The sequence below is a fragment of the Pelomonas sp. SE-A7 genome (assembly GCF_030345705.1).
In the GTDB taxonomy this organism is placed as follows: Bacteria; Pseudomonadota; Gammaproteobacteria; order Burkholderiales; family Burkholderiaceae_C; genus JAUASW01.
Genome location: NZ_JAUASW010000001.1, coordinates 76,678 through 93,883, shown reverse-complemented (window position 1 = coordinate 93,883; position 17,206 = coordinate 76,678). Strand labels below are relative to the sequence as shown.

Genomic DNA, 17,206 nt, shown 5'->3' with positions numbered 1-17,206 from the left:
GAAACTTAAGCCGGATAAGGCCGGCAAACAGGCCTGTCTTTCGGCCCTGTCTTCATGACAAAGGGCTGCGGCCTCCCGGCAGCAGCCCCTTCATGGAATCCCGGAGCTTCAGAAGCCCAGGCTGGCCAGCAGGTCGTCGACCTCGCCCTGGTTGGCCACCACATCGGTGCGGCCTTCCGGGTTCACGACCGGGCCCTGCAGGATGTTGGGGTCGACCTTTTCGCGCTGGTCCGGCGGCACGACCTGGACCAGCAGCTTCACCAGGCTGTCTTCCAGGTCGTTGGCCAGGGTCACGACCTTGGCGACCACCTGGCCGGTCAGGTCATGGAAGTCCTGCGACAGCATGATGTCGGTCAGGTGCTGGTCGATGTGGGCGGTGGAATCCTCGACCTGCTTGACGAAGTTGAACACCGCGCCGCTGGCAACGGCCTTGACCGGGTCGGCCGTGATGGCCTTGGCCATCTCGGTGGTGGCGGCCGAGATGCGCGCATGCTCGACCTTGGCCTGGTCGACCGAGTTCAGCACCTTGTTGGCGGCTTCGGCGGTCTTGTTGGCGATGTAGGTGAGCCGGCTGCGGGCGTCGGGCAGGCCGTCGGTGGCGGTTTGCAGCTTGGGCATCACGCCCAGCTGCTGCATGGTGTCGTGCAGCACCCGGGTGATGGTGCCGAGCTGCTGGAACACCTCCGGCGAGACCATCAGGGCCTCGTTGCCCTTGGCCAGGTTGTCGAAATGATCGGCTTGTTGCATGGTCTGGGCCTCCTCTTTCTCAAGCGGCGGCGGCCAGCTTCTGCATGATCTTCTGGACCTTTTCCTCGAGCGTCGCCTTGGTGAAAGGCTTGACGATGTAGCCGGCGGCGCCGCTCTGGGCGGCCAGCACGATGTCTTCCTTGCGGGCTTCAGCGGTCACCATCAGCACCGGCAGGTGCTTGAGGTTGGCGTCTTCCTTGATCGCCTTGAGCAGCTCGAAGCCGGTCATGTTCGGCATGTTGATGTCGCTGACCACGAAATCGAACTTGGACTGCTTGAGCATGTTCAAGGCTTCGACGCCATCTTCGGCTTCTTCGCAATTGTTGTAGCCGATCTCCTTGAGCAGGCCGCGCACGATGCGGCGCATGGTGGAGAAGTCGTCAACGACCAAGAATCTCATTTCAGTGCTCATGGCATTCCTCGCAAGGGCTTAACGGCTTTATCGGGGCTTGGGCGCCGAACTTGTTGAAACATTTTCACTCGCTTGTCCGGGCCCCGGGGCACTTTCGTCATCGATATCGGGAAGATTTTTCAAAACCGCGTCTTCTGCATCGCGGTTCATCACGATGATACTGATGCGCCGATTGGCCGGGCTGCGTGGATCCTGCGTGTCCAGCAGCTTGCTCGAGGCCAGGCCCTGGACGCGCAGCATGCGCTCCTCGGCCAGGCCGCCGGCCACCATCTCGCGCCGCGAGGCATTGGCGCGATCGGCCGACAACTCCCAGTTGCTGTAGCCCTTGTCCCCCCCCGGGAAAGGCGTGGCATCGGTATGGCCCTCGATGGTCAGCCGGTTCGGCACCTCGGTCAGCACATTGCCGAGTTCGCGCAGCAGGTCGCGCATATAAGGCTTGAGCACAGCGCTGCCGCTGTCGAACATGGGCCGGTTGTTCTCGTCCACGATCTGGATGCGCAGACCGTCCTTGGTCATGTCCAGACGGATCTGGCCACCCAGGTTGGCCAGCCTAGGGTTTTCCTTTAGAACATCCTCGACCTTGGCCTTGAGCTCCTGCAGGCGCGTGCGCTCGGCGCGGCGCTGCTCTTCCTTGAGCGCGCGCAGGTTGATGGTCGAGCGCTTGCTCTCGACCTCGCCTTCCTTGACCTGGCCGGACTGGCGGGTCAGGTCCTTGCCACCACCCTTGATCACATGCGAGGCATCGCCCGAACCGGAGCCGCCTGCCAGGGCGACCTTGAGCGGCGACTGGAAGTAGTCGGCAATGCCCTTCTTGTCGCCCTCGGTCGTGGAGCCGAGCAGCCACATCAGCAGGAAGAAGGCCATCATGGCCGTCACGAAGTCGGCGTAGGCAATCTTCCAGGCGCCACCATGGGCGGCATGGCCGCCCTTCTTGACGCGCTTGATGATGATGGGTTGGAGCTTCTTGGCGTCACCAGCCATGGCTAGCCTCTCACTTCTTCTTCACGTGGCCTTCGAGCTCCGCGAAGGTGGGCCTCTCGGTGGAGTACAGCACCTTGCGGCCGAATTCGATGGCCACCTGCGGCGCATAGCCCTGCATCGAGGCCAGCAGCGTGGTCTTGATGCACTGCAGCTCCTTGCCGTTCTCGTCCACCTTGGCCTCGAGCAGGCCGGCCAGCGGCTCGGCGAAGGCATAGGCCAGCAGAATGCCCAGGAAGGTACCGACCAGGGCCGAGCCGATCATGCCGCCCAGCACGGCCGGCGGCTGGCCGACCGAGCCCATGGTGTTCACCACCCCCAGCACGGCGGCCACGATGCCGAAGGCCGGCAGGCCACCGGCCAGGCGCTGGATCGCCTGCACGGCCGCATGGGCCTCGTGGTGATGGGTGTCGATCTCGCTGTCCATCAGCGACTCAATCTCGTGCGCGTTCAGATTGCCCGAGACCATCATGCGCAGGTAGTCGGTGATGAACTCGGCGACATGGTGGTCGTTGCCGACGACCGGGTATTTCTGGAACAGCGGCGAGCTGTGCGGATCCTCGACGTCCTTTTCGATGGACATCAGGCCTTCCTTGCGGGCCTTCTGCAGGATGTCGTAGAGCAGGGCCAGCAGCTCCATGTAGCGGGCCTTGGTGTACTTGCTGCCCTTGAAGCATTCGCCCAGGCCCTTCATCGTGGCCTTCATGACCTTGGGCGGGTTGGTGGCCAGCATCGCGCCGATGGCGGCGCCGAAGATGGTGGTCATCTCGAACGGCAGCGCATGCAGCACCACGCCGATATTGCCTCCGTGGGCGATGAACACCCCGAAGATGCAGGCCATGGCAAGCAGCCAACCGATGATGACAAACATGGGCGTTTTCTACCTGGAAAGCAGCGGACGACAGGCAGCCACCTTCCGAGGCGGTGCCGGCTTAGCGATCATTTCGGCGCAAAGCTGGATGACTTGAGCACGGGGGCCTCGGAGCAGCCACCCCTGCATCATGGCAGGACTTTGGCCGCTGCCTGACCCAGCCGATGTTCAGCCGATGCGATAGACCCACAGTCGGCGGCCATCCAGCAGTTCCAGCGATCGATGCGGCCGGCGCCCCGCCACCTCGAAGTCCAGGCTGACCAGCCAGGCCCCAGGCTTCAACTCCGTGGCCGCCTTGGTCCAGGCGCGCTCCATGCTCTCGGGCCGCTGGAACAGATAGACCACGCGGTAGACCGACCAGTCGGCCGCCCACATATCGCCCTGGCGGACCTCGGCCCAGTGGCAGCGCAGACGCACCAGCAGCGCAAGCAGACGACTCCATTCGATGCCATCCAGCCTGGCCTCCGGATAGACCCGATGCAGCTCGATCAGCCCGGCGCCCAGGCCGCAGCCCGCATCCAGCACCCGCTCGTCCGGCTGCAGGGGCACGACGGCCGGCAGCTCTTCAAGCGCGCCGACCGGCGTAGGGAACAACGGCGCATCGCGCCAGCTGCCCTGCGGATAGGCCAGCAGCAAGAGGCCCAGCGGCAGCAACCAGGCCCAGGCCGGCAAGGCGCCCTGCCCTGCAGCGGCCAGCAATGACAGCGGAAAGCCGGCCGCAATGATCAGCCGGCGCCAGCGCCTGGCATGAGGCCAGGCCAGCAGCAGGCCCAGGCCACTAGCGGCGGCCAGCGCGATGAACGGGCCGGCCAGCGGCTGAAGCACGAAGTACAAAAACCAGCAGGCCGCCCAGCTTGCGAGGGCGGCCAGCGGCCAGATCAGGGTGGAGCTCAAGCGTCAATGCATCTGGATGGCGCCAGTGGAGCGGCCCTTGCCCGCCCGCGCCGGCGGGTTGCACAGTCCGCACACATAGTGCCTCGCCACCTCGTGCGGATGCGTCACGAAGTGTCCGCTGCACTTGCTGCACTTGGTCATGGTCAGCATGCCGTTGTCCACGAACTTCACCAGCCGCCACGCCCGCGTCACCGACAGCAGCTCTTCCAGCGACTGCGCCTTCACCTGCTCCTGGTACAGCTGGTAGGCCTTGATCACCGTGTCGATCTCGTCCAGCTCCGCCACCTTGTTCAGGTACTCGTGGATGTTCAGGAACAGGCTGGCGTGGATGTTCGGCTGCCAGGTCATGAACCAGTCCGTCGAGAACGGCAGCTGGCCCTTGCTCGGGCTCTTGCCCGAGACTTCCTTGTACAGCCGCAGCAGCCGCTCGTAGCTCAGGTCCGTCTCCGACTCCAGCACTTGCAGCCGCGCCCCCAGGTTGATCAGCGTCACCGCACGTTCGATCTGGCGGGCTTCGGTCAGGATGCTCTTCTGGCGCATGTCTGATTCTCCTGATCAGGCGGCTTCTTGATGACGGCCAGCCATCAGGATGCTGGCGTGCAAGCGAGACACTTGGTCGTTCGCCGCCGTCTTGCCGTGGCTCGTGAGCAGGCCCCACACCAGGTCGTCGTCCATGCGGAAGCGGCACAGCAAGGTGTTGCCGCTGGCGATCTTCATGATCTGCGCCGGCGACAGCGTGCTGATCAGGGTCGCCGTCTCTTCCGAGATGCCCAGCCGGTACAGCGCCTGCTCGCGATCCGAGCGGATCAGCGTCTGCGCCAGCATCAGGTAGTTCAGATTCGCTTCGCGGATCTCGGCAAGGACTTGTTCAGTGTTCATGGCGGCGGCTCCTGCCGGCTTGATGTCTTGGAGCTCATTGTGAAGAGCCGAACTGCCCCTTCAAATCAGCCCAGTTCCAGCCTTGCTGTCACCGCCTTCGCCGGCCTTTTGTCAGGCGAATTCCTACAGCACCGTCCAGATGTCACGGATGGCCGGGGGCAGGATAGGCGAGCCGCAGCTCGGCTGCCAACTCTGCACGGCCCGTTCCCTCCATCACGAGGGCCAGGTTGTGGGCCGCCAGGAAGCTGCCGCGGCCGGCCACGGCGCCTGGCTGTTCAGGGCGTTCGCCCAGCTCCAGGCAACGGGTCCAGGCCTGCTCGATCATGGGCAGCAGGTCCTCGGCCCGTGCGGGCTCGTCGGCCGCCAGGTCCAGCAGCAGATCGCCCAGCACGAAGAAGAAGTCCGGCGAATCCGCGCAACGAGCCAGCTGCGATTCGGCCAGCGGCATGGCCCGTTCATGACGCTTGAGCTTCTTGAGCGCGAACAGCCAGCGTGTCATCAGCTCCGGCCACCAGGACTGGTCCTCGGCGCCAGGCAGGGCTGCGGCCCGGGCGAACGCCGCGGCCGCTTCGGCGAAGTCTTCATAGACATCGGCATCCTTGCCCAGCTGGTAATGCAGATAGGCATCGTCCGGTGCGGCGGCCAGGGCCTTCTCGAGCAGTTGGCGGTTGCGCCCTCGCTTGGCCTCCAGTCGATCAGGCAGATAGCCGTCATGGCCGACCACGATGTCCAGCGCCCGGACCGGCAGCTGGTGCTGCGGCTGCTCGTGGATGCTGCCGGCATAGCGCACCGAGCCCGGCAAGACCCGGCTGAGCCGACCCTGACCCTGGCGCAGCTCGCCATCGAAGAACTGGTCCCTCAGCTCGACGCTGGCGACGAAATCCGGCTTCAGCTTGCGCAAGGCACTCAGCGCCTCGCCGCCCGAGATCAGCCATTCGTCGGCGTCCAGCACGAGGTGCCAGTCGGCGCCAGCCAGATCCAGGGCCCGGTTGCGGGCCACCGAGAAATCGTCGATCCAGGTGAAGTGCTCGACCCGCGCGCCGCAAGCGGCCGCCAGGGCCGCCGTGGCATCGGTCGATCCCGTGTCCAGCACCAGCATGCGGTCGACGAACGGCGCCACGCTACGCAAAAGCCGCTCGATACGAGCGGCTTCGTTACGGGCGATGACGACCAGGCAGGTGCTGTACATCAGTACCGCCCGGCCGCCCGAAGGGACTGATGCGCCCCCTCGGGGGGCAGCGAGCTTGTCGAGCGTGGGGGCTTCATTTCGCTCAATGCATCTGTATGGCGCCACTGGAGCGGCCCTTGCCCGCCCGCGCCGGCGGATTGCACAGCCCGCACACATAGTGCCTCGCCACCTCGTGCGGATGAGTCACGAAATGCCCCGAGCACTTGCTGCACTTGGTCATGGTCAGCATGCCGTTGTCCACGAACTTCACCAGCCGCCACGCCCGCGTCACCGACAGCAGCTCTTCCAGCGACTGCGCCTTCACCTGCTCCTGGTACAGCTGGTAGGCCTTGATCACCGTGTCGATCTCGTCCAGCTCCGCCACCTTGTTCAGGTACTCGTGGATGTTCAGGAACAGGCTGGCGTGGATGTTCGGCTGCCAGGTCATGAACCAGTCCGTCGAGAACGGCAACTGGCCCTTGCTCGGGCTCTTGCCCGAGACTTCCTTGTACAGGCGCAGCAGCCGCTCGTAGCTCAGGTCCGTCTCCGACTCCAGCACTTGCAGCCGCGCCCCCAAGTTGATCAGCGTCACCGCACGTTCGATCTGGCGGGCTTCGGTCAGGATGCTCTTCTGGCGCATGTCTGATTCTCCTGATCAGGCGGCTTCTTGATGACGGCCGGCCATCAGGATCGAAGCGTGCAGACGCGAGACCTGATCGTTCGCCGCCGTCTTGCCGTGGCTCGTGAGCAGGCCCCACACCAGGTCGTCGTCCATGCGGAAGCGGCACAGCAAGGTGTTGCCGCTGGCGATCTTCATGATCTGCGCCGGTGACAGCGTGCTGATCAGGGTCGCCGTCTCTTCCGAGATGCCCAGCCGGTACAGCGCCTGCTCGCGATCCGAGCGGATCAGCGTCTGTGCCAGCATCAGGTAGTTCAGATTCGCTTCGCGGATCTCGGCGAGGACTTGTTCGGTGTTCATGGCGGCGGCTCCTGCTGGCTTGATGTCTTGGAGCTCATTGTGAAGAGCCGAACTGCCCCTTCAAATCAGCCCAGTTCCAGCCTTGCTGTCACCGCCTTCGCCGGCCTTTTGTCAGGCGAATTCCTACAGCACCGTCGAGATTTCACGAACTGCCGGGTACGCCGGGCGCGCCGCGCACCGGCCAGTCCTCGGGCAGACCGCCGAAATCGGCCCGCAGCAGGCGCACCTTGTTGCGCTCATGGGGCGTGGTCTCGATCTTGCGCAGCACGACGCGCATGAAAGAAGCGAAGTCCTGCTCGCAGGGCTGGACCTGCTCGTCCAGCCAGGTGAATTCGATCAGCTCGAAGCGGTGCTCGAACCAGCCCAGGTACCAGAACCAGTCGCAGTAGTAGCGCCAGCTGTGCTCGTTCATGGCTCGCACATGGGTCGGGTCCTGCCAGGCGGCCGGCGCCTTCTCGTAAGGCACCTCGATCTCGGCCTCGCCACCGAGCTGCAGCAGGTTCAGCAGATTGCCCATCAGCTGCGGCAGGTCGCCCACATGCTCCAGCACATTGTTGGCGTAGACGATTTCCAGCTGGCCAGCTTCCAGAGACAGCTCGCCAGCGAGCGCGCTGTGCGCCCGCAGCGGCAAATCCAGCGGCCGGGCCAGGTCCAGCAGCAGATCCGGCTGGGCCGACTCCAGGATGTCGACATTCAGGAAGCCCGGCTTGTAGTCCTTGCCCGAGCCCAGGTTGAGCCAGACCGGTCGCCAGACCTCGGCCGCGCGCGCCGGCAGGGCCTGCTCCAGATGCTGGAGTGCCAGGCGGTAGTCGTCGAGCGGGTCGGCCGCCACGAAGTGCTGCAGCTGCTTACGGCTCTGCGCATAGAACTCGTCCTTGCCGAAGCGATGGGCGAAGAAGTCGGCCAGGCTGGCCTCGTCCACCCAGTGAACCGCGTCCTCGAAGGATGCATGCGGCCGGGTTGCCGGTCCGCGCTCGGCGATCACCGGCGTGCCCAGCGACAGGCAATGCGCCACCCGCGTCTGCTCGAAGCGGCTGCTGGCGTAGTAGTGGGCATTGAAGACCGCCTTGGACAGGCGGATGTAGTCATCGCGCTCCGGCCCGTAAAGCGGCGAGTCGAATTGCGCCACCTGCACGCCCTGGGCCTCGATGCGGGCCAGCATGCGGGCGCGGCGCTCGTTCAGGATGCCGAAGAAGAGCAGGTCGAACGGCCGCTGCTCCAGCGGCATCGGTTCGATGTCAGCCAGGTACGGGGCGTGCAGCAAGGGCAGCAGCGGTGCGTCCGGCTGGCCGTAGGCGGTGCGGTTGTCGCCGTCGTACTCCAGCACGCAGTTCGTGCGCAGCAGCTCCAGGTAGGCGGGTGCCAGCTGGGCACCGCCCTCACCCAGTTGCTCCAGGTTGACGAAGGCGCAGCGGTATCGCTTCAGCAGTTCGGCATCGAAACCCAGGTGGGCGCCGAACACGATATTGATGGCGTCATGCCGCAGCCGGTTCTTTCCCAGGCTGAGCTCAGCCCCGAGGCGACGGAACTGGTAACGGAAATAGCGCGCCTGGTCCAGGAAACCGAGCGCATGGAGGTCTCCTGCCGGCTGCAGGATGCAGAGGTGCAGGCGGCTCAAGCTGGAATCCGGGGTTCAGGGAGCGCTGGGGCGGCCGACCTCGGCCAGCTCCTTGATCATCAGCTGCACCGCGGCGGGCACGCTGGCCGGTGTTGCGGTTTCCAGGCGGGCCAGCTCGGTCTGGGCCAGCACCAGCAGCTCGGGCGCTTCCGACACCAGGCTGTTCAGGGCCGGACCATGGGTCAGCTTCTGCAGCTGCGCGCGGGCCTCGATGGTTTCACCCAGGCCGGACAACGCAAAGCCGAGGGCATAGAGGCTGGGCCCGTGGAAGGGCGAGATCTCCAGCGCCTTGCGGGCTTGCGACACGGCATGCTGCAGCTCGCCGGCGCTGAGCAACAGGGCGGCCATGTCGCTGAGCAGCTCATGGCTCTTGGGTTCTTGCTGCAGCGCGGCATGGAGCAGGTCCAGGCCATGGCCCAGCCGTCCCTGGCTGGCTTCGGCAAAGGCGGCGTTGCGAGCGGCGGCCAGCAGCATGGCGGCCTCCTCACGGATTTCGGGGCTCAGCTGCGGTTCGGCAGCGGCCAGTGGCGTCTTGCGTGCGTGCATTGAAATCTCCATTCAAGAGTGAATCGAGGCCTCAGCCGAACAAGATTCCAAAACAGGCGCGAGTGCGCGCGTATCGGCCACGATGGAACAAACTTTAGGCAGACCCGAACTGCTCATTCGTGAGAAAAGCGCTGCTTCAGCCGGCTTCATCCAAGCCTGTCCAGACCAGGACGAGCCGAAATCCTGTACATGGCGGCGCGCCCCGGGAATCCCGGCCGTGCAGCCTGTTTCAGCATCTCGAACGCTAGACAGAAGGACCCGACCCCCACAGAGCAAGCCCCCCCGCCACGAAGGCGCCCTCACCCGCCAGCCGTCCGCTTCGGCACCCGCTCCTGTTGCACCCCCACGGCGAAGCGATGAACTGGCAGAAAGTCACGGCGCTTTTCGACCGATCCAGCCTATTGACAAACAGCGCTCAAGTTCCGCTTGGCGCTGTCCGATACCCAATCCAACGGGTCTGGAAACAGACGCGTGGTCCGGTGGATAGGCCGTAGGTCGGGCACCCGCGAGGGTGTGCGGCTGGATGGAGGACTTTGCCGGGCGGTATGGAGGTCGCTGGCCGCAAGGCCGGGGACAGCCATGTCTCGAGAGCCCGCAAGGGCGCTCGGTTCACGTCAGCCTTGTTCCGTGGGGGTACGAGGCACGGGTCCTAGCCATTCGTCTAGCAGCTGAAACAGGAGCAAATCATGCCCGCCATCATTAACACCAACATCAACTCGCTGAATTCCCAGCGAAACATTGCGACCTCGCAGGGGGCGCTGGCCACCGCCATGCAGCGGTTGTCCTCGGGTCTGCGCGTCAATTCCGCCAAGGATGACGCCGCCGGCCTGGCGATCGCCGAACGCATGAACACCCAGGTCCGCGGCATGAACGTCGCGGTCCGCAACGCCAACGACGGCATCTCGCTGGCGCAGACGGCCGAAGGCGCACTGTCCAAGGTCGGCGACGCCCTGCAGCGCATGCGCGAACTGGCGGTCCAGGGCCGCAACGCCACCAACACCACCTCCGACCTGGACTCGCTGGGCAAGGAATTCGGTGAGCTGGCCAAGGAAATCACCCGCGTCACCGGCGGCACGACCTTCAACGGCCGCGCCATCCTGGCCGGCGCCTCGGGCACCCAGACCTTCCAGATCGGCGCCAACACGACGGCCAACGACACGGTGGACGTGACCACCAAGGACATGACCGCCGATGCCGACGTGACGGCCGTGACCGGTGCCACCTTCGACAACACGTCGACCTCGGCCTCCCTGGGCACCATCATCGACAACATCGACAAGGCGATCAACACGGTCAACGGTGAGCGCGCCACGCTGGGCGCCTCGCAGAACCGCTTCGACGCCGTGATCTCCAACCTGATGATTTCGGTCGAGAACCAGAGCGCGGCCCGCAGCCGCATCATGGACGCCGACTTCGCCAGCGAGACCGCCAACCTGAGCCGCGCGCAGATCCTGCAGCAGGCCGGCACGGCAATGATCGCCCAGGCGAATCAGATGCCACAGAACGTCCTGTCGCTTCTTCGATGACCCTGGGCCAGCCCCGCTGGCCCTGACAAGCACCGAAATTCAAAGCGCGGATGTAGTCACTCCGCCAGCACAAGCCCCCTGAGAACGCCGCCCGACCCAAGAGGGTCGGGCCGGCGTCGCTATGCAAGAAAGGATTTAAGTCGATCCAGGTGTCGTCGATAACACCTCCAACGGGTCCGAAACGTATCAAGGACTGCGTTGTCCGGTCAGCCGACCGACGATTCGTGCATGCGTCACGAAGGCGTTAGTTCGGATGCGGACGGTGAGGAGGCCATGGCGCAAGCCAGAGCCTGTTGTCGAACCGCTAGAGGCTACGGACAAGGAACCGAAACCTTAGACACCGAAAGGATTGCATCATGCCCGCCATCATCAATACCAACCTGGCATCGCTCAATGCGCAGCGTGCGCAGGCCGCGTCGCAGCTCTCGCTGCAGACCTCGATGCAGCGCCTTTCGTCAGGCCTGCGAGTCAACTCTTCCAAGGACGACGCCGCCGGCCTGGCCATTGCCGAGCGGATGAACACCCAGGTGCGCGGCATGACCGTCGCCATCCGCAATGCCAACGACGGCATCTCGCTGTCGCAAACCGCTGAAGGCGCCCTGTCCAAGGTGGGCGACGCGCTGCAACGCATGCGTGAACTGGCGGTTCAGGGCCGCAACTCCACGAACACGACGACCGACCTGGGCTCGCTGGGCAAGGAGTACGCCGAGCTGTCCAAGGAAATCACCCGCGTGGTCGCCGGCACGACGTTCAACGGCAAGGCCATCCTGGCCGCCGACTCGGGCACCCAGACCTTCCAGATCGGTGCCAACACCACCTCCAACGACGTGGTCGACGTGGTCACCACGGACCTGACGGCCGACGCCACCATCACCGCGGTCACCGGTGCAACCTTCGACGACACCTCGACCGCCGCCTCGCTGGGCACCATCATCAACGACATCGACACCGCGCTGAATTCGGTGAACTCGCAGCGCGCCGTGTTCGGTGCCTCGCAGAACCGCTTTGACGCCGTGATCTCGAACCTGATGGTCTCGGTCGAGAACCAGACCGCCGCCCGCAGCCGCATCATGGACGCCGACTTCGCGTCCGAAACGGCCAACCTCAGCCGCGCCAGCATCCTGCAACAGGCCGGCACCGCAATGATTTCCCAGGCCAACCAGATGCCGCAGCAAGTGCTGCGTCTGCTGCAGTAACAAGGCCAGTTTTCCCCTCGCGCGCGCGAACGCGTGGGCGGGTACGGAAGTCAGGCAAGCATCGGGCAACGACCGCCGGGTCGGGGCCTGGTGCTTCTTTTTTGGCCGTGATTTCCGCGCTTGATCCGGCTTTTGGAAAATTCCGGCACTCGCAGAATTCGTTCATCGGGTAGGTCAAATCCTGCCCGGCGACCCGAATTTGCAGGAGTGCTGAAATGCCCCAAACCATCAACACCAACATCGCCTCGATCAACGCCCAGCGAAATCTGAATTCGTCGCAGGGCTCGCTGGCCGTGGCGATGCAGCGGCTGTCCTCCGGCATGCGGGTCAACTCGGCCAAGGATGACGCCGCCGGCCTGGCCATCGCTGAGCGCATGAACGCTCAGGTGCGAGGCATGAACGTCGCCATCCGCAACGCCAACGACGGCATTTCGCTGGCGCAGACGGCTGAAGGCGCGCTGGCCAAGGTGAGCGACACGCTGCAGCGGATGCGTGAGCTGGCGGTCCAGGCGCGCAACGCGACCAACACCAGCGCCGACCGCGACTCGCTGGGCAAGGAATTCCAGGCTCTGGCCAAGGAAATCGACCGCATCATCCGCGGCACGACCTTCAACGGCAAGACCATCCTGGGCGCCGATGCCGCCACGCCGCAGACCTTCCAGGTCGGCCCCAACACGACGGTCAACGACACCATCGACGTGACCACGGTCGACCTGACGGCCGATCCGACCATCATGGCCATCACCGACCCCACGGTGACCACCATCGACAACACCTCGGACCCGACCACGCTGGGCACGGTGATCGACAACATCGACCTGGCGATCAACACCGCCAGCGAACAGCGTGCCGCCCTGGGTGCGACCCAGAACCGCTTCGAGGCTGTGATCGCCAACCTGCAGATCTCGGTCGAGAACCAGAGCGCCGCTCGCAGCCGTATCATGGACGCCGACTACGCGGCAGAAACCTCGGCCTTGAGCCGGGCCCAGATCCTGCAGCAGGCCGGCAATGCCATGGTGGCCCAGGCCAACCAGCTGCCGCAGCAGGTGCTTTCGCTGCTGCGCAACGGCTGATTTCACGAGCCAGGCAAGAAATTCAGGCCGGTTTGTAAAGCCGGCCTAAAGTTTTTCCGGTGCCGGCCGATGAATGGTTCAGCACCGGCAAATGCCGGGGTTCGCGGCATCCTGCCCGAGGCCCGGCGGCTGGAGATCTGACATGGCAACCATCACTTCGGCAGGCATTGGCAGTGGTCTGGACATTGAGTCCCTGATCACCAAGCTCGTTGCCGCCGAGCGCACTCCCATCACCCAGTTGCAGACCCGGACCGACGGGCTGAAGACGCAGCTGTCGGTGCTGGGCAAGCTGCAAAGCGCGGTGGCCACCATGCGCGACTCGGCTTCCAAGCTGTCGCAGCCGGCCACCTGGCAGGCCAGTCTGCCCTCCTCTTCCGATTCGACCGCCGTCACCGTCAGCGCCGGCAGCGCCACCACGCCGGGCAAGATCGCGGTCTCGGTGTCGCAGCTGGCCGCTTCCCAGACGCTCTCGACCAAGTCCTTCGCCAACAGCACCACGGCCCTGGGCGGCGGTTCGATCACGATAGAGCTGGGCAGCTGGAACGAAGACCAGACCGAGTTCACGACCAAGACCGGCACCACGGCCGTCACCATAGACATCGCCCCGGGCGAGGACCAGCTGACGCAGATCCGCGACAAGATCAACGCGGCCAAGGCCGGTGTCGTGGCCTCGGTGGTCACCGATGCCTCCGGTTCGCGCCTGGTCATCCGCTCGAGCGAAACCGGCCTGACCAATGCCTTCCGCATCAGCGTCAACGACAGCGACGGCAGCCCCGGCGATGACGAAGGCCTGTCCGCCCTGGCCTACGACCCGACGGTCGGCGTCAGCTCCATGGCCCTGAACCTGGCCGCGGCCAATGCCATGGCCGTGCTCAACGGCATGCCCGTGGAGTCCGAGAGCAACACGATGAAGGACGCGATCGACGGCCTCAACATCAGCCTGCTCAAAAAGACCACCGGCGACGTGACGCTGAGCGTGGACCAGGACAAGGAAGGCATCAAGAAGGCCATCAACGAATTCGTCACCAACTACAACGCGGTGGTGACGATGATCCGCGACCAGACCAAGTACGACCAGGCCAACAAGACCGCCGGCGCCCTGCAGGGCGATTCGACCGTCAACGGCCTGCAGCGCCAGCTGCGCAACCTGGCCGGCGCAGGCACGACCCTGTCGGGCAGCAGCAGCCTGACACGCCTGGCCGACCTGGGACTGGATCCCGGCTCCGACGGCCTGCTCAAGGTCAACAGCAGCAAGCTGGACAAGGCGCTGACCAACCTGGACCAGGTCAAGAGCTTCTTCTCCGGCATCGACGCCAGCGACGCCGGCAACAACGGTTTGGCCGTGCAGTTCCGTGCACTCGGCGACACCATCCTGAGCACCGACGGCAGCCTGACCAATCGCCAGGCGGGCATCCAGTCGCGGATCACGGCCAACGGCAAGCGAGCCGACCAGCTGGAAGACCATGTCAGCCTGACCGAGGCCCGGCTGCGCGCCCGCTACACGGCGCTGGACACGCAGATGGGCAAGCTGAACGGGCTGTCGACCTACGTCACCCAGCAGATGGCTCTGCTCACCAAGAGCAGCAGCTGAGCCCCGATCACGCCGAGAACTAGCTCACGCCGGGCCGGTTCGAGGCGGAACTGGGCGGTCTTTACCTGCCAATCCTGCCGAACACCCCCTCAAGTTCGGGTCCGGGGCGCCGAAAATCCTTTCAACAAGGTCCATCGGAAAGCTCCAGCAATGTACGGCCAAGCATCGCCCTTCGCTCCGCGCAACCTGCGTGCCAGCCACCTGTACAACAAGATCGGCGTCGAGACGGATGTGCTCAACGCCAGTCCGCACCGCCTGGTGAGCCTGCTGTTCGACGGCCTGTTCGACGCCATGAACCAGGCGCTGGGCGCGATCCAGCACGGCAACGTGGAGCTCAAGGGTCGGTCGCTGACCCGCGCCGTGCGCATCCTGGATGAAGGCCTGAAGGCGGGCCTGAACCTGGAAGCCGGCCCGCTGGCCGCCGACCTGCGCGACCTTTACGTCTACACCTGCGCCCGGCTGACCCATGCCAATCTGCACAGCGATCCGCGCGCGGTGCAGGAATGCGTGCAGCTGTTGCAGCCGATCCGCGAAGCCTGGGCCGGCATCGCCCCTCGTGTCGACTCCGCCACGGTCCGCGCCGCCTGAAGCGCCGCAGCCGTTGCCCAGGACTCGACCCATGAATCAGAATCCAGCGGATCCCGCCATGAACACCCATCTCCTCAGCTACTACGAAGCCATCGAGCAGGCCAGCGCCGACATGCTGTCGGCGGCCCGCAACGGCAACTGGGACGAAGTCGTCAAGCTTGAGAGCGCCTGCGTGCTGCTGATCTCGCAGCTCAAGCATGCCGCGACCCAGACTTCACTCGCGCCGGAAGAGTCGCAGCTGAAAACCCGCATCATGCAGCGTATCCTGCTGAACGATGCCGAGATCCGTCATCTGGCCGAGCCCTGGCTGGAGGACCTCAACCAGGTGCTGGCCGGCAGGAGCAAGACGGTCCACTGATTGAGGAAGGCGCCCCGCCAGGCATGCACGAGGCTCTCCCTGCGCTCACGGCCGATGTCGATCAGGTCGATGTCGGCACTTTTCGTCTGGACTCGCCCCTCGAGATCCAGGCCCTGCTGCGCGAGCTCCAGGTCCAGCGCTGCCCCCTGAGCCTGAACACGCCCGAAGGCGAGACCTGCCGGGCCACCGTGCTGGCGGTCGACCCGGACCGAGGCGTGATCGCGCTGGACAGCAGCGCCAGTCCCGGACTCCTGCGCGCCCTGGCGGCCAGCGGCGAGATCCAGGCCCAGGCCTTCCTGGACAACATCCGCCTGCAGTTCGAGGTCGAAGGCCTGGTGCTGGTGCAGGATGGCGGCGGCACCTTGCTGCAGGCCAACCTGCCTCAACCGCTCTACCGCTTCCAGCGCCGCCAGGCGTTCCGCGTGGCGACGGCCGGCCAGAGCTATCCGGTGGCCAAGCTGGAGCAGCCCGCCACCGGCCTGCTGCGCATGCGGGTGCTGGACATCAGTGTGGGCGGCGTTGCGCTGCTGCTGCCACCCGACCTGGCGGCCCCCGCTTCCGACGCGCTGCTGGAACGGGTCGAGCTGGAGCTCGACCGCGACACCCGTCTTGTCACCGACCTGCGGCTGCAGCATGTCAGCGACCTGCCGGCTCAGGACGGTGCGCAGCAGTTGGGCTGCGCCTTCGTCGCCCTGCCTGCGTTGTCGCTGCGCGAGCTGCAGCGTTTCATCGACCAGGCGCAGAAGCGCCGCCGCCTGCTGAACAAGGCCTGAGCGGCATGAGGCGGCCGGATTCGCGCGGATTCACGCTTCTCGAAGTCGCCGTGGTCATGGTGGTGATCGGCATCCTGCTGGCGGTGGCCATCCCCAACTACACGCGCTTCCAGGAGCGCCAGCGCATGCAGATGGCCGCCCAGGCCCTGGTGCTGGACCTGCAGCTGGCACGCAGCCAGAGCAGCGGCGGCAGCACCTTCGTCAACTTCGTGCACGACGGCAAGGCCTGGTGCTGGGGCGCCAACCGCGACAGCCCCTGCGACTGCATGCGCCAGCTCTGCAACATCAAGAACGAACACAGCCGGGACTGGCCCAAGGTCTGGCTGGTCTATGCCAGCAATGCCCAGTTCGGCGGCGGCGTCGGCCGTGCCATCGAGTTCGGCCCGACCGAGTTCTCGACCGCGCACGGCGGCCAGGTCCGGGTGGACGTCAATGCACTGGGCCGGCCCTCGCTGTGCGGCAAGGACGCGCCCAAGGCAGCTCCCTGCTGACCCGCGCCAACGGGGCTGGGCCCGTTCAGACCTGCATGTTCATGATTTCGGAATAGGCCGAGACCAGGCGGTTGCGGACCTGCACCGCAGCCTGGAAGCCTATCTGCGCCTTCTGCATCGCGACCATGGTCTCTTCGAGGCTGACGGTCGGGTTGTCCAGCTGGACCTCGCGCTGCAGCCGGCCGGCCTCGTTCTGGGCCGCGCTCACCGACTTCATGGCCTGGCTCATCGCATCTGCGAAGCTGGCGCCACCGGTGGCCTTGGCCGTGGCCAGGGGCTGACCTGTTGGGGTCAGTCCGGCACGGGCGGCGGCTTGGGCGAAATCGAAGGGTCTGAGCTTGAGGTCCATGGCCTGCTCCTGCCACAGGACGGATGCGTGGCAAGGTGAGGCAATGGTAGGCAGGCCCGCGCCGCCCTAAGGAGGGAACTGCAGCCCCTTCATCGGCCTGTTCGCCGCATTCTTGAGGGGGCATTTCCGAATAATCGGCGGGGCGGGCATTGCAGCTCGGCCCGCGAGC

The 17,206-nt window shown here is 65.3% G+C and carries 21 protein-coding genes; 8 read left to right on the top strand and 13 right to left on the bottom strand.

Translation table 11 applies throughout. The annotated features are described in order from the left end of the window. Positions 1 to 108 precede the first annotated feature (108 nt). From QT382_RS00390 to QT382_RS00335, 12 genes are all read right to left on the bottom strand, one after another. Positions 109 to 747 (bottom strand): protein phosphatase CheZ, encoded by a 639-nt coding sequence (locus QT382_RS00390; RefSeq protein WP_289252071.1) that lies wholly within the window; start codon positions 745 to 747, stop codon positions 109 to 111. 19 nt (positions 748 to 766) lie between these two features. Next, complete coding sequence (cheY, locus tag QT382_RS00385; protein ID WP_282826079.1) at positions 767 to 1,159, bottom strand: chemotaxis response regulator CheY; 393 nt, start codon at positions 1,157 to 1,159, stop codon at positions 767 to 769. Positions 1,160 to 1,186: 27 nt separating this feature from the next. Next, positions 1,187 to 2,140 carry a flagellar motor protein MotB gene (gene motB / locus QT382_RS00380; protein ID WP_289252070.1) on the bottom strand — a complete coding sequence of 318 codons (954 nt, stop codon included), beginning with the start codon at positions 2,138 to 2,140 and terminating at the stop codon, positions 1,187 to 1,189. A 10-nt stretch (positions 2,141 to 2,150) separates the two neighbouring features. Then, positions 2,151 to 3,008, bottom strand: coding sequence for a flagellar motor stator protein MotA (motA, locus tag QT382_RS00375; RefSeq protein WP_289252069.1), 858 nt, complete (start codon positions 3,006 to 3,008; stop codon positions 2,151 to 2,153). 168 nt (positions 3,009 to 3,176) lie between these two features. Then, on the bottom strand, positions 3,177 to 3,902 hold the full coding sequence (locus QT382_RS00370; protein WP_289252068.1) for a class I SAM-dependent methyltransferase: 726 nt from the start codon (positions 3,900 to 3,902) through the stop codon (positions 3,177 to 3,179). Between the two features lie 3 nt (positions 3,903 to 3,905). Continuing rightward, the gene (gene flhC / locus QT382_RS00365; RefSeq protein WP_289252067.1) at positions 3,906 to 4,442 is read right to left on the bottom strand and encodes a flagellar transcriptional regulator FlhC; all 537 of its coding nucleotides are present in this window, start codon (positions 4,440 to 4,442) and stop codon (positions 3,906 to 3,908) included. Positions 4,443 to 4,457: 15 nt separating this feature from the next. Beyond that, positions 4,458 to 4,781 carry a flagellar transcriptional regulator FlhD gene (gene flhD / locus QT382_RS00360; protein WP_289252064.1) on the bottom strand — a complete coding sequence of 108 codons (324 nt, stop codon included), beginning with the start codon at positions 4,779 to 4,781 and terminating at the stop codon, positions 4,458 to 4,460. Positions 4,782 to 4,923: 142 nt separating this feature from the next. Beyond that, entirely contained in the window at positions 4,924 to 5,970 is a 1,047-nt protein-coding gene (locus tag QT382_RS00355; protein WP_289252066.1) for a glycosyltransferase, read from the bottom strand. An 82-nt stretch (positions 5,971 to 6,052) separates the two neighbouring features. Then, positions 6,053 to 6,589 carry a flagellar transcriptional regulator FlhC gene (gene flhC, locus QT382_RS00350; RefSeq protein WP_289252065.1) on the bottom strand — a complete coding sequence of 179 codons (537 nt, stop codon included), beginning with the start codon at positions 6,587 to 6,589 and terminating at the stop codon, positions 6,053 to 6,055. Positions 6,590 to 6,604: 15 nt separating this feature from the next. Next, on the bottom strand, positions 6,605 to 6,928 hold the full coding sequence (gene flhD, locus QT382_RS00345; RefSeq protein ID WP_289252064.1) for a flagellar transcriptional regulator FlhD: 324 nt from the start codon (positions 6,926 to 6,928) through the stop codon (positions 6,605 to 6,607). 142 nt (positions 6,929 to 7,070) lie between these two features. Next, positions 7,071 to 8,546 carry a class I SAM-dependent methyltransferase gene (locus QT382_RS00340; protein WP_289252063.1) on the bottom strand — a complete coding sequence of 492 codons (1,476 nt, stop codon included), beginning with the start codon at positions 8,544 to 8,546 and terminating at the stop codon, positions 7,071 to 7,073. A 15-nt stretch (positions 8,547 to 8,561) separates the two neighbouring features. After that, entirely contained in the window at positions 8,562 to 9,092 is a 531-nt protein-coding gene (locus QT382_RS00335) for a hypothetical protein (RefSeq protein WP_289252062.1), read from the bottom strand. A gap of 686 nt (positions 9,093 to 9,778) precedes the next feature. Here QT382_RS00335 and QT382_RS00330 point away from each other — a divergent pair. The 8 genes from QT382_RS00330 (at position 9,779) to QT382_RS00295 (ending at position 16,688) form a co-directional block, all read left to right on the top strand. Beyond that, entirely contained in the window at positions 9,779 to 10,618 is an 840-nt protein-coding gene (locus QT382_RS00330; RefSeq protein WP_289252061.1) for a flagellin N-terminal helical domain-containing protein, read from the top strand. Between the two features lie 356 nt (positions 10,619 to 10,974). Continuing rightward, positions 10,975 to 11,814, top strand: coding sequence for a flagellin N-terminal helical domain-containing protein (locus QT382_RS00325; RefSeq protein ID WP_289252060.1), 840 nt, complete (start codon positions 10,975 to 10,977; stop codon positions 11,812 to 11,814). A 215-nt stretch (positions 11,815 to 12,029) separates the two neighbouring features. Further along, positions 12,030 to 12,887 (top strand): flagellin N-terminal helical domain-containing protein, encoded by an 858-nt coding sequence (locus QT382_RS00320; protein ID WP_289252059.1) that lies wholly within the window; start codon positions 12,030 to 12,032, stop codon positions 12,885 to 12,887. A 142-nt stretch (positions 12,888 to 13,029) separates the two neighbouring features. Beyond that, entirely contained in the window at positions 13,030 to 14,478 is a 1,449-nt protein-coding gene (gene fliD, locus QT382_RS00315; RefSeq protein WP_289252058.1) for a flagellar filament capping protein FliD, read from the top strand. 150 nt (positions 14,479 to 14,628) lie between these two features. Continuing rightward, the gene (fliS, locus tag QT382_RS00310) at positions 14,629 to 15,066 is read left to right on the top strand and encodes a flagellar export chaperone FliS (RefSeq protein ID WP_289252057.1); all 438 of its coding nucleotides are present in this window, start codon (positions 14,629 to 14,631) and stop codon (positions 15,064 to 15,066) included. Positions 15,067 to 15,124: 58 nt separating this feature from the next. After that, entirely contained in the window at positions 15,125 to 15,424 is a 300-nt protein-coding gene (locus tag QT382_RS00305) for a flagellar protein FliT (protein WP_289252056.1), read from the top strand. A gap of 23 nt (positions 15,425 to 15,447) precedes the next feature. Next, a complete protein-coding gene (locus QT382_RS00300) occupies positions 15,448 to 16,197 on the top strand; it encodes a flagellar brake protein (protein ID WP_289252055.1) in 750 nt (249 codons plus the stop codon). A gap of 5 nt (positions 16,198 to 16,202) precedes the next feature. Then, complete coding sequence (locus QT382_RS00295; RefSeq protein WP_289252054.1) at positions 16,203 to 16,688, top strand: prepilin-type N-terminal cleavage/methylation domain-containing protein; 486 nt, start codon at positions 16,203 to 16,205, stop codon at positions 16,686 to 16,688. Between the two features lie 25 nt (positions 16,689 to 16,713). Here QT382_RS00295 and fliE read toward each other — a convergent pair whose 3' ends face one another. Beyond that, on the bottom strand, positions 16,714 to 17,037 hold the full coding sequence (fliE, locus tag QT382_RS00290; RefSeq protein WP_289252053.1) for a flagellar hook-basal body complex protein FliE: 324 nt from the start codon (positions 17,035 to 17,037) through the stop codon (positions 16,714 to 16,716). Positions 17,038 to 17,206 lie beyond the last annotated feature (169 nt).

What these genes read in the sequence shown, in the direction of transcription:
- QT382_RS00390 (WP_289252071.1), bottom strand. Translation starts at nt 747, where the DNA reads ATGCAACAAGCCGATCATTTCGACAACCTGGCCAAGGGCAACGAGGCC.
- cheY (WP_282826079.1), bottom strand. Translation starts at nt 1,159, where the DNA reads ATGAGCACTGAAATGAGATTCTTGGTCGTTGACGACTTCTCCACCATG.
- motB (WP_289252070.1), bottom strand. Translation starts at nt 2,140, where the DNA reads ATGGCTGGTGACGCCAAGAAGCTCCAACCCATCATCATCAAGCGCGTC.
- motA (WP_289252069.1), bottom strand. Translation starts at nt 3,008, where the DNA reads ATGTTTGTCATCATCGGTTGGCTGCTTGCCATGGCCTGCATCTTCGGG.
- flhC (WP_289252067.1), bottom strand. Translation starts at nt 4,442, where the DNA reads ATGCGCCAGAAGAGCATCCTGACCGAAGCCCGCCAGATCGAACGTGCG.
- flhD (WP_289252064.1), bottom strand. Translation starts at nt 4,781, where the DNA reads ATGAACACTGAACAAGTCCTTGCCGAGATCCGCGAAGCGAATCTGAAC.
- QT382_RS00355 (WP_289252066.1), bottom strand. Translation starts at nt 5,970, where the DNA reads ATGTACAGCACCTGCCTGGTCGTCATCGCCCGTAACGAAGCCGCTCGT.
- flhC (WP_289252065.1), bottom strand. Translation starts at nt 6,589, where the DNA reads ATGCGCCAGAAGAGCATCCTGACCGAAGCCCGCCAGATCGAACGTGCG.
- flhD (WP_289252064.1), bottom strand. Translation starts at nt 6,928, where the DNA reads ATGAACACCGAACAAGTCCTCGCCGAGATCCGCGAAGCGAATCTGAAC.
- QT382_RS00335 (WP_289252062.1), bottom strand. Translation starts at nt 9,092, where the DNA reads ATGCACGCACGCAAGACGCCACTGGCCGCTGCCGAACCGCAGCTGAGC.
- QT382_RS00330 (WP_289252061.1), top strand. Translation starts at nt 9,779, where the DNA reads ATGCCCGCCATCATTAACACCAACATCAACTCGCTGAATTCCCAGCGA.
- QT382_RS00325 (WP_289252060.1), top strand. Translation starts at nt 10,975, where the DNA reads ATGCCCGCCATCATCAATACCAACCTGGCATCGCTCAATGCGCAGCGT.
- QT382_RS00320 (WP_289252059.1), top strand. Translation starts at nt 12,030, where the DNA reads ATGCCCCAAACCATCAACACCAACATCGCCTCGATCAACGCCCAGCGA.
- fliD (WP_289252058.1), top strand. Translation starts at nt 13,030, where the DNA reads ATGGCAACCATCACTTCGGCAGGCATTGGCAGTGGTCTGGACATTGAG.
- fliS (WP_289252057.1), top strand. Translation starts at nt 14,629, where the DNA reads ATGTACGGCCAAGCATCGCCCTTCGCTCCGCGCAACCTGCGTGCCAGC.
- QT382_RS00305 (WP_289252056.1), top strand. Translation starts at nt 15,125, where the DNA reads ATGAACACCCATCTCCTCAGCTACTACGAAGCCATCGAGCAGGCCAGC.
- QT382_RS00300 (WP_289252055.1), top strand. Translation starts at nt 15,448, where the DNA reads ATGCACGAGGCTCTCCCTGCGCTCACGGCCGATGTCGATCAGGTCGAT.
- QT382_RS00295 (WP_289252054.1), top strand. Translation starts at nt 16,203, where the DNA reads ATGAGGCGGCCGGATTCGCGCGGATTCACGCTTCTCGAAGTCGCCGTG.
- fliE (WP_289252053.1), bottom strand. Translation starts at nt 17,037, where the DNA reads ATGGACCTCAAGCTCAGACCCTTCGATTTCGCCCAAGCCGCCGCCCGT.